General features: G+C 71.9%; 9 protein-coding genes and 2 pseudogenes. 6 read left to right on the top strand and 5 right to left on the bottom strand.

Going from position 1 to position 13,096, the window contains the following annotated elements; all coding sequences use genetic code 11:
- Positions 1–84 precede the first annotated feature (84 nt).
- Positions 85–1,380, top strand: coding sequence for a salicylate synthase (locus HUX53_RS22745; RefSeq protein WP_255205529.1), 1,296 nt, complete (start codon positions 85–87; stop codon positions 1,378–1,380).
- Between the two features lie 22 nt (positions 1,381–1,402).
- On the top strand, positions 1,403–2,182 hold the full coding sequence (locus tag HUX53_RS22740; protein ID WP_176405247.1) for an Fpg/Nei family DNA glycosylase: 780 nt from the start codon (positions 1,403–1,405) through the stop codon (positions 2,180–2,182).
- A 46-nt stretch (positions 2,183–2,228) separates the two neighbouring features.
- Here the strand turns inward: HUX53_RS22740 and HUX53_RS22735 are convergent, their stop codons facing one another.
- Complete coding sequence (locus tag HUX53_RS22735; protein WP_176405246.1) at positions 2,229–2,645, bottom strand: SRPBCC domain-containing protein; 417 nt, start codon at positions 2,643–2,645, stop codon at positions 2,229–2,231.
- 219 nt (positions 2,646–2,864) lie between these two features.
- Between HUX53_RS22735 and HUX53_RS22730 the strand changes: the two genes are divergently transcribed.
- The 4 genes and pseudogenes from HUX53_RS22730 to HUX53_RS40115 all read left to right on the top strand — a co-directional run bounded on the left by HUX53_RS22730 (position 2,865) and on the right by HUX53_RS40115 (position 6,808).
- On the top strand, positions 2,865–3,656 hold the full coding sequence (locus tag HUX53_RS22730) for an SAM-dependent methyltransferase (protein ID WP_176405245.1): 792 nt from the start codon (positions 2,865–2,867) through the stop codon (positions 3,654–3,656).
- Between the two features lie 642 nt (positions 3,657–4,298).
- Complete coding sequence (locus HUX53_RS22725) at positions 4,299–4,481, top strand: hypothetical protein (RefSeq protein ID WP_176405244.1); 183 nt, start codon at positions 4,299–4,301, stop codon at positions 4,479–4,481.
- Positions 4,482–4,663: 182 nt separating this feature from the next.
- Positions 4,664–4,783: pseudogene (locus HUX53_RS43120) on the top strand (transposase); the annotation flags it as partial.
- Positions 4,784–5,125: 342 nt separating this feature from the next.
- Complete coding sequence (locus HUX53_RS40115) at positions 5,126–6,808, top strand: discoidin domain-containing protein (RefSeq protein ID WP_217919774.1); 1,683 nt, start codon at positions 5,126–5,128, stop codon at positions 6,806–6,808.
- Positions 6,809–6,829: 21 nt separating this feature from the next.
- Here HUX53_RS40115 and HUX53_RS22715 read toward each other — a convergent pair whose 3' ends face one another.
- From HUX53_RS22715 to HUX53_RS22700, 4 genes and pseudogenes are all read right to left on the bottom strand, one after another.
- The gene (locus tag HUX53_RS22715) at positions 6,830–8,875 is read right to left on the bottom strand and encodes a DEAD/DEAH box helicase (RefSeq protein WP_309237376.1); all 2,046 of its coding nucleotides are present in this window, start codon (positions 8,873–8,875) and stop codon (positions 6,830–6,832) included.
- 46 nt (positions 8,876–8,921) lie between these two features.
- On the bottom strand, positions 8,922–10,271 hold the full coding sequence (gene brxD / locus HUX53_RS22710) for a BREX system ATP-binding protein BrxD (RefSeq protein WP_176405243.1): 1,350 nt from the start codon (positions 10,269–10,271) through the stop codon (positions 8,922–8,924).
- The gene (gene pglZ / locus HUX53_RS22705) at positions 10,271–12,910 is read right to left on the bottom strand and encodes a BREX-2 system phosphatase PglZ (RefSeq protein ID WP_176405242.1); all 2,640 of its coding nucleotides are present in this window, start codon (positions 12,908–12,910) and stop codon (positions 10,271–10,273) included. Before pglZ ends, brxD begins: the two co-directional genes overlap by 1 nt.
- Positions 12,907–13,096 (bottom strand): annotated as a pseudogene (locus tag HUX53_RS22700) (hypothetical protein); the annotation flags it as partial. The pseudogene HUX53_RS22700 and the gene pglZ, both read right to left, overlap by 4 nt.

Here is a 13,096-nt window from a genome sequence, read left to right as displayed (position 1 = left end):
GTTAGGTTAGCCTTGCCTATGACAAGCGCACAAGGTTAGCCTTACCTAACTTGATCTTCCGGTCGCGAAAGGGAGTTGGCTGCCTTGTCCATCGGTCTGCGCACTGATGCGAACCCCACAGAACTCGTGCTGGAATGCCCTTCGGAGCCGCTCGCCGCCATGGCCCGGCTCGCCGGATCCGGACTGTTCGGCGACTACGTGGTGTACGAGCGGCCCGGCTCGTGGACGTTCGCGGGCGGGATGCTCGGCGAGGTCGTCCTCGACTCCGAAACCGTCCGCACCCGCTGGCCGGACGGCGCCCCGTCCACCCGCCCCTGGTCCGGCCGGCCCGCCGACGCGCTCCGCGACGCTTTCGCCGAGGCCCCGCTCCCCACCTGGAACGCCTACGGCTGGATCGCGTTCGAGTTCGCCGCGACCCGCCCCACCGGACGCCTCGCGCACCTGATCGTCCCGCGCACCGAGGTCCGCATCGAGGCCGGCCGCGCCCACATCACCGGCCCCGACACCGAGCAAGTCGCCGAGCTCCTCGCCGGCGCGGCCCCGATCGCCGGCGTCCCCTCCCCCGTCGACGTCCGGGTGGACGGCGACGCCTACCGCGCCAAGGTCGCCAAGGCGGTCGCCGAGATCCACGAGGGCCGCTACCAGAAGGTCATCGTGTCCCGCCGGCTGGACATCCCGCACCCCGTCGACGTCATCGCGACCTACGCGCGCGGACGCGAGGCCAACACCCCCGCCCGCTCGTTCCTCCTCGACCTCGGCGGTTTCCAGGCCACCGGGTTCAGCCCCGAGGTCCTCGCGACCGTGGACGCCGACGGCTGCGTCATGACCCAGCCCCTGGCGGGCACCCGCGCGTTCGGGGCGGGCGCCGACGCGGACGCCCGCACCCGCCGCGAACTGGAGAACGACCCGAAGGAGATCTTCGAGCACGCCGTCTCCGTCCGGACGTCCGTGGAGGAGCTGCACCGCGTCTGCGACCCCGAGACCGTCCGGGTCACCGACTTCATGACGGTCAAGGAGCGGGGCAGCGTCCAGCACCTGGGCTCCCGCGCCGCCGGCGCCCTCGCGCTCGGCCGCTCCCCCTGGGACGCCCTGGACGCCCTGTTCCCCGGCGTGACCGCGTCCGGCATCCCGAAGCCCGCGGCGATCGAGGCCATCACCCGCCTCGAAGACCGCCGCGGCATGTACTCCGGCGCCGTGGTGGCCGTCTCCCACGACGGCGCCCTCGACTCGGCCCTCGTCCTGCGCGCCCTCTACAGCGAGAACGGCCGCGCCTGGCTCCGCGCCGGCGCCGGCATCGTCAGCGCCTCGGCCCCCGACCGCGAGTACGAGGAGACCTGCGAGAAGCTCTCCAGCATCGCCCCCCACGTCGTGCCCCGCTGATATCGGCGGGTAGGAACCCGCCATGCCGGAACTTCCCGATGTCGAGGGCTTCCGCCGGGTGCTGGCCGAGCACACCGGCGAGCCGATCACCTCGGTGTCCGTGCTCGACACGGGCGTCCTGCGCGGGGTCACCGCCCGAAGGCTGGGCACCGCACTGCGCGGCCACCGGTTCGAGGAGCCGCACCGCCACGGCAAGTGGCTCCTCGCGCCGGCCGGCGGCCCCGTCCTCCTGCTGCACTTCGGCATGACCGGCTCGCTCTCCTGGCACGCGGCGGACGAGCCCCGGCACCGGCACGACCGCGTCATCTGGCATCTCGGCGAGGGCGAACTGCGCTACCGCGACATGCGCAAACTCCAGGGCGTCCATCTCGCCGGCAGCAACGAACAGGCCGAAAGGACGCTAGAAGGTCTCGGCCCAGACGCTTTGGAGATCACCCGCGCCGACCTCACCGACCTCCTGTCACACCGCCGCGGACGCCTGAAGCCGGCCTTGACCGACCAGTCGATCATCGCCGGCCTCGGCAACCTCCTCGCCGACGAGATCTGCTGGCGCGCCCGGATCAACCCGCTCCGCACCGCCGGCGACCTGGACGCCGCCGAGGTCACGGCCCTGCACCGCGCGATGCGCCGCGTCCTGCGCGACTCGATTAAGGCCGAACGCGTCCCGCCCCGCGACACCTGGCTCACCGGAGCCCGCGACGTCCCCGAAGGCCCCTGCCCCCGCTGCGGCACCCCCTTGTCCAGCCGCCGCGTCTCCGGCCGCCGGACCGTCTGGTGCCCCCACTGCCAGCCGGAACGCTGATGCCCGCGCGGACACCGGGACGTCCGCGCGGGCGTCAGGCTCGGGTTCAAGCCGAGGCCAGGAAGGCGGTCAGGCCGTCCAGGAGCATGTTGCTGCCCTGCTCGGACTGGTCGCGGTCCTCGGCGGTGTCGAAGGTCTGGGAGAGCGTGACCTTGGTGCGGTCGCCGTCGGCGGCCAGGTCGAGCGTCATCAGGACGGGCTCCTCCCTGCCGGGGACGTTCATCCCCATCACCAGCCGCTCGTTCGGCACGACCTCGGTGTAGGTGCCGCCCAGCGGGACGCGGCCGCCGCCGGGGATGACCATGACCGCGCTCCAGGCACCGCCGGGCCGGACGTCCAGGACGACGTCCTCGGCGCTCGCCCACTTGCCGTAGTCGTCGGCGACGGTCCAGGCGTCCCAGACCTTGCCGACCGGGGCGTCCAGGGTGCGGGTGATGGCGTAGTCGAAACCGGTGGTGCCCATGGCGGATCTCCTCGTCCGATCCCCGCTCGGATGGGGGATCAACTGGCACTCAAGCTATAGTAACGATCAATGACAGTCAAGAAGTATGACTAAATCATCTCCGGCAGGCATCCCGGCCGCATTAGGCCGCCGCCCGATCCCCGTTCCCGCACCGGCGCGCCACCGGCGGCCCGTACGGTCGAAACCGACACGCTCCCTCCCCGCATCGAGGCCGCCCCGATGGACGAACCAGAGATCGACACCGAGGTTCCGCACCCCGCCCGCGTGTGGAATTACCTGCTCGGCGGCAAGGACAACTACCCCGTCGACCGGGCGGCGGGCGACCAGGCCATGGAGGTGCTGCCCGAGGTGGCCCAGTTGGCCCGCGAGTCCCGCCAGTTCCTCAACCGCGCCGTGTCGTACCTGGTCGAGGACGCGGGCATGCGGCAGTTCCTCGACATCGGCACCGGGCTGCCCACGGCCGACAACACCCACGAGGTCGCGCAGCGGTCCGCACCCGGGACCCGCGTCGTCTACGCGGACCGCGACCCCCTGGTGCTGGCGCACGCCCGAGCCCTGCTGACCAGCACCCCCGAAGGCGCCTGCGACTACGTCCACGCCGACCTGCGCGACCCGGCCGCAATCCTGGACCAGGCCGCCCGAACCCTGGACTTCACCGAGCCGATCACCCTAATGCTCATGGGCATCACCGAGTTCATCCCCGACGACGGAGAACTGTCCGGCATCATCGACCACCTCGTGTCTGCGCTACCGCGTGGCTCACACCTCGCGCTGTATGCGACCACGAACGTGGTACACGGCGAGCGCACCGACGAGGCGATCCGCATGTGGAACCAGGCGGACGGCACGGCCTCCATGACGGCCCGTCCGGTGGCCCAGATCGCCGGCTTCTTCCACGGCCTGGACCTGGTCGCCCCCGGCCTGGTCGAGATCACCCAGTGGCGCCCCGTCCACCCCGACCTGACCGGCCCCCCGGTCGACGGCTACGCCGCCATCGGCCGCAAACCGTAGGCCTCACGCCGGAACACGAGCCGCGCGCCGGCGTCCCCGCACGGAACGACGCACGGCCACCGCACCCAGCCGCCTGCCACGCCCGACGACCGACAGGCTTGGTGTGCCGGTCGCGCGCCAGACCGCCGATTCGCACGCTCCACTGGTGAGTGTTGGCCGTTAGGACATGCAGGCCCCGCACGCTCACGACCCGAACATTCCCGCCGCAAGTTCCCTGCACGCCTTTACCGGGCTTGACAAGAGGCGCATGATCACAGACGTGCTCCCTTGCCACCCGGCAACTGCCCGGCAACCCGGCGAAATTATGCGACAGGACCAGGCACTCACCGTCCCCACCAGCCGGTTCCCCTGGGCGGAGACCCTCGGAGCCGCGAGCAGTTGCATCAGCGGCGGCTTCACCACCGCCCCTAGGCACCCTTGGGGGCCGCGGTCGGAGGCGTCGGCGAAGGCGTGGTCCTCCTTGGTACCGCGGCGCTCGGATGTGGAATCGGCATCGCAGGCTCGTTGTCCCTCGGGGTGAATCCGCTGGGCTGATCGAGCAGTTCAGACGTCGGACGAAAGGACAGAGTCATGCCCCTACGGCGAGCTAGGCAGGATGTGCCGGACTCGGCGCTGATGCCTACTTATCAGTACGCCATCTTCATGACCGGCTTCCTCCTGGCCGCCGTGGGGCTCACCTGCTACCTGATCGCCTCTGCCATCGGCTGGACGCATCACGCAAATGTGGTGATAGACATCATCGTCGGAATTTCGGCGATATGCGGATACTGGCTCGCATACCTCGGATACAAAATGACCAGATATGCGCGACAGCGTCGCCGCTAAAGAGCGTTTGATCCTGAAGCATGGCGATAGGCGAGGATCCTTATGTGCTGCGGCCTTACTCGGAGAGCAACACAGGAGCCAGTTGGGACAGGCGAGGCAAGAGCAGTACCTCGGGGGCCACGTTTATGACTGTTCTTCTGTCTCATTCCAAAATGGCCGCCCGTGTCTGATTTCGCAGGCGGCCGCACGACTACCCACCCTGGCAGACTGTGTACGGCTACTTCAGCCTCTGGCGCGACGATGAGATCGGCCGCAAACGCGGCATCGTGGTCGACACCCTCGGACTCCTGCTGACAGTCCTGGCTTCACCCCACTGCCACGCCGCCGGGTCGTCGAGCGCACCCTCGGCTGGTTCATGCTCCACCGCCGCCCCACGAGCCAGCCCCAGCCGGCGGCCATGAGGGACACGGTCCGCAGGCCGCGCCCGGACTCGGCCTCGCGGCGGCGGGTGCGACCGGCTCGATCGGGTCAGGATGCCGATGCTTAAATTTAGCCTTGACATAAGGTGTGAATCAGATCACTGTACGCCTCTAGAGGCCCCTCATGAGGGGCACCCGCTCCCCGCTCTGGAGATCTTCATGTCCGCAGCACCAGCACCCTTAGGTCGTTCATCGGACTCGCTCAGACGCCTTTCGTTCCTCGCCGTGACGGCGCTGCTCGGCGCCTGTCTGACCGCGGTGGTGACGGCGTCCGCGATCGGCTCCCCCGCCGCGCGCGCCGCCACCGTTCCGCCGCCTCCGGCCGGCTGGACCACCGTGTTCAGCGACGATTTCGCCGGGGCCGCCGGTTCGCCGCCGTCGTCGGCGAACTGGTTCTACGACATCGGCACCGGATACGGCACCGGCGAGATCGAGCAGACCACCAGCTCCACCGCCAACTCCTACCTCGACGGCAGCGGCAACCTCGTCCTCAAGGCCATCAAGAACGGCAGCACCTGGACCTCGGCGCGGCTGGAGAGCACGCGCGACGACTTCCAGGCCCCGCCCGGCGGCAAGATGGAGATGACGGCCTCGATCAGGCAGCCGAATCCGGCGAACGGCCTGGGCTACTGGCCGGCGTTCTGGGCACTGGGCGCGCCGATGCGTGCGGGCGGCGGCTGGCCCGCCTCGGGCGAGATCGACATGATGGAGGACGTCAACGGCCTGAACCAGGCGTCCCAGACCCTGCACACTTCGGCCACCAACCCCGGACACGGGCTGATCGCGTGCCCGGACACGTCCTCGTCCTGCCAGACCGGCTACCACACCTACTCGGTCATCATCGACCGCACCAACACCAGCGCCGAGACGCTCCAGTTCCTCATGGACGGCAGGGTGACGAGCACCATCGCCCAGGCGTCGGTCGGCACGTCCGCCTGGCAGCAGGCCATCGACCACGGGTTCTTCATCATCTGGGACCTGGCGGTAGGCGGTAACTACCCCGACGGTGTCTGCGGTTGCACCACGCCGACGTCAGCCACCACCTCCGGCGCCTCGATGAGCGTGGACTACGTGGCCGTGTACGAGCAGGGCGGCAACTCCACACCCACCGCCACGGCCACCGCGACGGGACGGATCACCGGGATCAACGGCCAGTGCCTGACCAACCAGAACTCCCTGAACACCGAAGGCAACCCGATCCGCGCCAGCGGCTGCAACGGGTCCGAGGGCCAGACCTGGGCGACCTATAGCGACGACACCATGCGCGTCCAGGGCGGCTGCCTCGACGTGGTCGCCGCAGGAACGTCCAGCGGGACGAAAGTCGACTGGTACGCCTGTAATGGCACCAACGCCCAAGTCTGGCAACCTCAGCCCAACGGTGAACTGGCCAACCCGCACTCCGGCCTCTGCCTGACCGTTCCGGGCGGTAACACCGGCGCCCAACTCGACATCGAGACCTGCACCGGATCCCCGCAACAGCAATGGAGCCTGCCGTCCGGCGGCGGCGGAAACACCTGCTCGGCGAGCAACCTCGCGCAGGGCAGAACCGCCACCGCGTCGTCACAGGAATCCGGCGCCTTCCCCGCGCCCAACGCGGTCGACGGGAACACCGGCACCCGCTGGTCATCGGCCTTCAGCGACCCGCAGTGGCTCCAGGTCGACCTCGGCGGCACCCACTCCATCTGCGGGGTGACGCTCAACTGGGAAACCGCCTACGGAAAGGCATTCCGGATCCAGGTCTCGAACGACGCGAACACCTGGACGACCCTCTACTCCACGGCATCCGGAACCGGCGGCGCCCAAACCCTCGCCGTCACCGGCTCAGGCCGATACGTGCGCATGTACGGCACCACCCGAGCCACCCAATGGGGCTACTCCCTCTGGGAACTCCAGATCCACGGCACCTGACACCTGACGCACCGCCCGGGCCTACCCCGCCAGGGTTGTGAAGCGGTGCGGTTCGGTGAGGGCCTGGGCGGCGTGGTCGAGGTCGGCGAGACGGGCGGCGAGGGTCGCCTCGGCCAGGTGGCGGGGCAGTGCGGCGGAGAATTTGAGGCCGTGCACGGCGCGGTCGTCCACGTCGGGCAGGACGAGGTGCTCCGCCAGTTCCCGGACGGCGTCGCGCCAGCCGTCGGGGCGCAGGTCCCCGCGGAGCCGGATGAGGCCGGGGTCGATGCGCTGGGACTGGTCGGCGAGGTCGCCCAGGGTCGCCTTGAGGGTGGCGTTGGCGCGGTCACCGGCCCACGCCCACCAGCGCAGGTCGCCGGACGGGCTGCGGCTGATCACCGTCCCGCCGGGATGGACGGAGAAGTCCAGGTCGTCGCGGACGGCGGCGAGGGCGGCGGTCGCGCGGCGGGTCAGCGCGACGGGCGGGTCGGCCCCCAGGAGGACGTCGCGGGCGGCGCGGGCCAGTTCGAAGGAGACGAGGCCGGGTCCCGTGCCGATCCAGCCTGCCTTGCCGCCGCCCTCGGCGGGCTCGACGTGGCAGCGGCGGCGCTTCCAGTCGATCCAGGTGACGCGCCAGCTGTAACCGCCGAGGAGCAGCAGGCGCGGTCCCACGACGCGCTCGGTGAGGAGCATGGGGTCGGCGCGGCCGACCTCGGTCCGTCCGCTGAGGACGGTGAACTCGGGGGCGGCGGTGAAGACGGCGGTGAGGTCGCGGAAGTGGATGCGGCCGAAGCGTTTCTCCGCCTCCGGGCCGATGAACAGCATGCCGCCGTCGAAGTCGAGGTAGCCCTGTTCCACCAGGTGGCGGACGATGGGTGCCGCGGCCGAGCCGAACGGGCCGAGGCCGCCCCACCATTCCGGCCATAGCCGCTCCCCCACCTGGTTCTCCTGGAGGCAGAGGGCGAGGAGCTGCTGGGCGGCGATGTGCCGCGGTTCGGGTGGCGGGGCGACCGGCTCGACGAATCCGCGGCTCCATTGCAGCAGGAGCGCGGCGGCCCGCAGGGCGTCCTCGCGGTCGAGGGCGAGGAAGAGGCAGTTGCGGCGGGTGCCGGGGCGGCGGCCCGCGCGGCCGAGCCGCTGCAGGAACGCCGCGACGGTGGGCGGCGAGTTGATCTGGATGACGCGGTCCAGGTCGCCGACGTCGATGCCGAGTTCGAGGGTGGACGTGGCGACGATGACGCAGTCGCGCGCCTCCGCGAACGCCTCTTCCGCGCGGCGCCGTTCGTCGAGGGAGAGGGACGCGTGGGAGAGGAAGGTGGTGACGCCGAGGGCGCGCAGCGCGGCGCCGAGCTGCTCGACGATCCGGCGTGAGTCGCAGAAGACGAGGCGTTTCTCGCCCCGGTGCAGCGCGGAGATCACCTTGGCGGCGTTCTCGACGGAGCCCACGTGGTCGAGTTCGACGTGGGGTTCGGGGACGGGTCCGGCTTCGGGGGCGACGACCCGGCGTGGGCGGTGCGTCCCCGATCCCTGGAGCCAGGTCAGCAGGTCGCCGGGGTTGCCGACGGTGGCCGACAGGCCGATGCGCTGGAGGGGCCGTCCCGCGACGCGGGTGAGCCGTTCCAGGACGGCGATCAGGTGCCAGCCGCGGTCGTCGCCGGCGAACGCGTGCACCTCGTCCACGACGACGGCGTGCAGGCCCTTGAACAGGCGGTCGTGGTCGACCTTGACGCTGACCAGCATTGATTCGAGTGATTCGGGGGTGGTCAGCAGGATGTCGGGCGGGTCGGCGATGATGGCCTGGCGGCGCGGCTGGGAGACGTCGCCGTGCCACAGCGCGACGCGCCGCCCGAGCCAGGCGGCGTAGGTCTCCAGCCGGGGCAGCAGGTTGTTGAGCAGCGCTTTCAGCGGGCACACGTAGACGATCGACAGGCCGGTCCGGTTCTGTGCGGCCATCGCCGACAGCAGCGGGAACACCGCGGCTTCGGTCTTGCCGCCGGCGGTGGGGGCGAGCAGCAGCGCGTCGGAGCCGTCGAGGACGGGTTCCAGCGCCGCTTCCTGGAGCGGGCGCAGTGACGGCCAGCCCAGCACAGCACGTTGACGATGTGGTGCGTCAGGGACGGGTGCAGGCCGTCCATCACAGGTCGAGTTCCACGTCGTCGGCGCTGCCGGCGCGGACGGTGGACGCGGCGGCGTTACGTTCGACCTCGCTCAGTTCGGACGACGCCAGCGTCAGGTGGTAGTCGCGGCGCGGGTCGAATCCGTCCAGATAGTCGACGCGGTCGAGGACGTCGGCGACGAGTTTGCGCAGGAAGACGCGGGGCGCGACGCCGACCTGCCCGCCCAGCCCGCCGGTGACGGCCTTGGCGAGTTCGGAGATGTAGGCGTCGTCGACGAGGGCGCTGACGCGGTCCGGGTGGCGGGCGCCGGCGGCGAACAGGTCGCGGACGGTGCCGCCGAGTTCGACGAGTTTGGGCAGGTCGAATCCGCCGAGGCGGAGCTGGACCGCGCGGGGCGAGTCGAAGCGCGGGTCGGTGGAGAAGTCGGTGGCGAGCCGCTGCGCGAGGGGCGGCAGCCGCTGGGCGCCCTGCTGCCCGTCGAAGAACGCGGGCGTGCCGGTGATGACGAGGAACAGGCCGGGGAAGCGTCCGCCGTCCACCTCGTCGATGAGCTGCCGCAGCGCGTTGAGCGCCTTCTCCCGGACGTCGGAGCGCACCCGCTGCAGCGTCTCGATCTCGTCCAGGACGACGAGGAGCCCCGGATGGCCGCAGTCGCGCAGCACGGTCAGCAGCCCCTGCAGGAAGCCGAGCGCGCCGAAATGGTCGAGGGGACCCTTGATGCCGGCGGCGTGCTTGGCGGACGCGCCGACGTTGGGCTGCCCGCCCACCCAGGCGAGCAGCGCCTCGGCGGTGGCGTGGTCGTCGGCGAGGCGCGCCTTCCGGTAGCCGCGCAGCGCGGACGCGAACAGCGGGGTGGTGCGGGCGACGTCCGCGAGCCGCTGCTCCATCAACTCGTCGACCCCGGCGGCGAGCGCCGCCAGGTCGGGCTGGCCGTCCGCTCCGAGAGGGACGGTGCCCGCCGCGAGGACCTCCTCCTCCAGCGTGAAGAACCACGCCTCGACGACGTCGCGCAGCGCGCTCGGCGGGTAGGAGGCGGTGGTCAGCCGTTCGACGAGCCGCCGGTAGACGGTTTCGAGGCGGTGCAGCGGCGTCTCGGTCTCGGAGATCTGGATCTCGGTGGCGGCCATGCCGCGCCGCTTGGCGCGCTCGGCGAGCCAGCGGGCGAAGAACGTCTTCCCGGACCCGTACTCGCCGCGGACCGCCTTGAACACCGCGCCGCCGGACACGGCCGTGGCGAGTTCGTCGTCGATGGCGGTCTCGAACCGGCCGAGGCCGACCGCGAACAGGTCGAGGCCGGCCTGCGGGACGGTGCCGCGGCGCAGCGCGTCCACGACCTCGCGGCGCCGGGCGGCGCTGACCGGCGCCATCAGCCTCCCCCTCCGAGGAACTGCTCGCGCAGCAGCGGCAGGTCGAGGGCGACGGTGCGGCCGCCGTCGGTGACGGCGAGCACCTGGTACCCGTCGACGTTGAGGAGTTTCGCCACCGTCGAAACGTATCCGTGCATGCGGGCGGGCAGCTGTCCGGCGCGCTGGGCGGCGACCGGGAGCGGCAGTTTCCCGCCGGCTCCGGCGAGCGCGTCGAGCAGCGCGGTGAGTCCCGCGTCGTCGACGGGCGTGCGGGGGACCTGCTCGCGCTGCGCGGCGAACAGCTCGGAGGCGATGACGCGGGCGCCGATGCCGTCCGCCCTGTCCGCCTCGGGAAGGCCGCCGGAGGCCGGGACGTCGAACAGTGGCTCCTCGGCGCGCTTCTTGACCGGCTTCGGGGCCGCGGCCTGCTGGGGCGCGGTGAACGCGGTCCACCACACGGGTTCGTGCATGGCCGGGGTGTAGGTCTCCCACCCGTCCGGGCGGAGCCGTTCGGACGGGAGGAGCACCACGATCGGCACGACCATCTCGGCGAGGGAGACGCCGCCGTGGTAGCCGCCCTTGCGGGAGTTGTAGCGGATGCGCGTGTTCCACGGCACGACGACGGCGCCGCCGGGCGCGAGCACGCGGTGCCCGGTGACGGCGACCTCCCCGTCGCCGGGTTCGCCGGTCCGGTACCGGGCCGCCTCGGCGCGGACGGTGATCGCCGCGTCGCCGCGGTCCAGGACGTGGCCGTGGTCGGAGGTGAGGACGACGGGGCGGCCGGCGCGCCAGGCGGCGTCCAGCAGCCGGTCGAGTCCGGCGATGCCGCTCGGATGCCAGTCGGCGCGGCCGTCGGCGCGTCCCTTGTCGAGGCTGTCGTCCACGGCGTTGAGGACGACGCCGACGACGGTGCCCCGGTCGGCGACGGCCGCTTGGACCTCGCCGCTGAGTCCGTCCCGGACGTCGGCCTTGTGGAAGAGCCGCGACGGGCGGGTGCCCCAGAAGTCGCGGAACCCGCGCTCCTCGTCGGCCTGCTGCCCGGCGCGCAGCTCCCCGCTGAGCAGGGTCGTGCGGGAGAAGGCGGTGATGGACGGGACGCCGGCGAGCGCCCCCTCCCGCCCCTGCGCGTGCCGGCCGGTCTCCGTCCAGCGGCCGCCTTCGGTGATCTCGGCGGTGATCGCGCCCGCGATCGCGGCGGTCATGCCGTCCACGACGACGATCAGCGGGGCGGCGCGCGCCGCGACCGGGCGCGCGATGGCGTCCAGGAGGTTCTCCACCAGGACGAGTTCTTCGGCGCCGCCGGAGACGCCGCTCCACGCGGCGAGCCGCTCGGCGAACTCCTCGTCGGACGCGTCGCGGCGGGCCTGCACGGCGTCGAGCAGCCCGCCGTACGTGTCGGCACCGTTGTCGCGGATGTCGGTGACGGCGCGGTCGACCCAGGAGCCGTCGCGCACGTGACGGTCGACGTGCTCGCGCAGCGATCCGGCCGGTTCGGGGTCGCGCGCCAGCCACCGGACGAGGCGGGCCGCCATCTCGGCGGCCCGGGTCTCGTCGGTGCGGGCGCGGTGCAGATGGTGGTCGGTGAGCTCGGCGAGCGCCCGGTCCACCTCCGCGACGTCGGCGGACAGGGGGTCGGGCACGGCCGCCGAGACGGCGTCGGTCAGGGTCCGGAGCCGCAGCCGGTATCCGGCCTCCAGGACGCGGCTGGCCCCGGCGAGGTCACCGGCCTGCAGTTCGTCGAGCAGTTCCTGGGCCCGCCCCAGGACCGCGTCGGCCCGGACCAGGTCGGCCTCGATCCGGCGCAGCAGTAGCGACTCGCACGCCTCGGCGAACGCGGTCAGCGCCGGTTCGGCGGGCAGCGCGCCGCCGAACAGCCGCTCGGCCCGCACCCGCGCGGCCAGCACGGCCTGCCGCCGCTCCTTCCGGCCGAACAGGACCCCGGTGAGGAGGCCGGCCGCGACGGCATCGGTGGCGTGCCCGGCCCGGACGAGCCGGAACAGCACGTCCGCGACGGGACCGGCGCTGCGGGCGAGCCAGTCGGCGATACCGGTCTGCTCTTCCGCGGCGAGCGCGGTGAAGCGGGACACGGCGGCGATGTCCTCGGCCCACTCCAGCAGGCTCGCGGCGTCGGTGGCGCCGCCGGTGCCGAGCCGCGCCGAGGCGGCCGCGCCGAGGGCGGTGTCGTAGTCGAGCAGCGCACCCTTGATCTTGGGCCATCCGGCGTCGGGCTGGGCTTCCAGCAGCGCGTCCGACACCCAGCCGTGGTCGGGTGTGGTGAGGCGCGGGTCGAGCGTTTTCGCCCCGAACGCGTGCCGGACGAGGTCCCAGCGGTTGACGGCGACGACGTCCTGCCCGATCGCGTGCGCAAGGAGGGAGTCGCCGAGGTCGCGCCGTTCGAAGGGCGACAGCACCACCAGGTAGTCGGTGTGCTTCGCCGACACGGCGTCGAGGACGGCGAGCAGCGTCCCGCACGGCGCGACCTGAACGGCCGCGCCGTCGACCTCGAACGTGTCGGGGCCGTGCCACTGCGGGGCGGCGCGCAGGAACAGGGTGCCGCCGTCCGGGTGGCGGCGCCTGGCCCGCCGGATCTCGGCGGTCACGATCCCGGGGGTGGCGACCGGCGCGGGGCGCCGTGCCGGGGCCGCCGCGGTTCCGGTCACTGGAGGCTCCGCCAGGTGATCTCGAACTCGGCGTCCGGGTGGTTCGCCATGTCCTGCCGGATGCGTTCGACGACCTGGTCCAGCCCTTCGGCGAGGATCTGCGCCTCCCCCGAGACGCGGGCCGGGGGCTTCGGAGGCGGCGGGGGCGGAGGCGGCTTCGGGCCGTCGGCCATGAGGAGGGCGACG

Source organism: Actinomadura sp. BRA 177, from assembly GCF_013372625.1.
GTDB lineage: Bacteria > Actinomycetota > Actinomycetes > Streptosporangiales > Streptosporangiaceae > Spirillospora.
This window is presented reverse-complemented; position numbering and strand designations above follow the sequence as displayed.

Coding starts and splice junctions, on each gene's coding strand:
- HUX53_RS22740 (WP_176405247.1), top strand. CDS start 1,403: ATGCCGGAACTTCCCGATGTCGAGGGCTTCCGCCGGGTGCTGGCCGAG.
- HUX53_RS22735 (WP_176405246.1), bottom strand. CDS start 2,645: ATGGGCACCACCGGTTTCGACTACGCCATCACCCGCACCCTGGACGCC.
- HUX53_RS22730 (WP_176405245.1), top strand. CDS start 2,865: ATGGACGAACCAGAGATCGACACCGAGGTTCCGCACCCCGCCCGCGTG.
- HUX53_RS22725 (WP_176405244.1), top strand. CDS start 4,299: ATGACCGGCTTCCTCCTGGCCGCCGTGGGGCTCACCTGCTACCTGATC.
- brxD (WP_176405243.1), bottom strand. CDS start 10,271: ATGGCGCCGGTCAGCGCCGCCCGGCGCCGCGAGGTCGTGGACGCGCTG.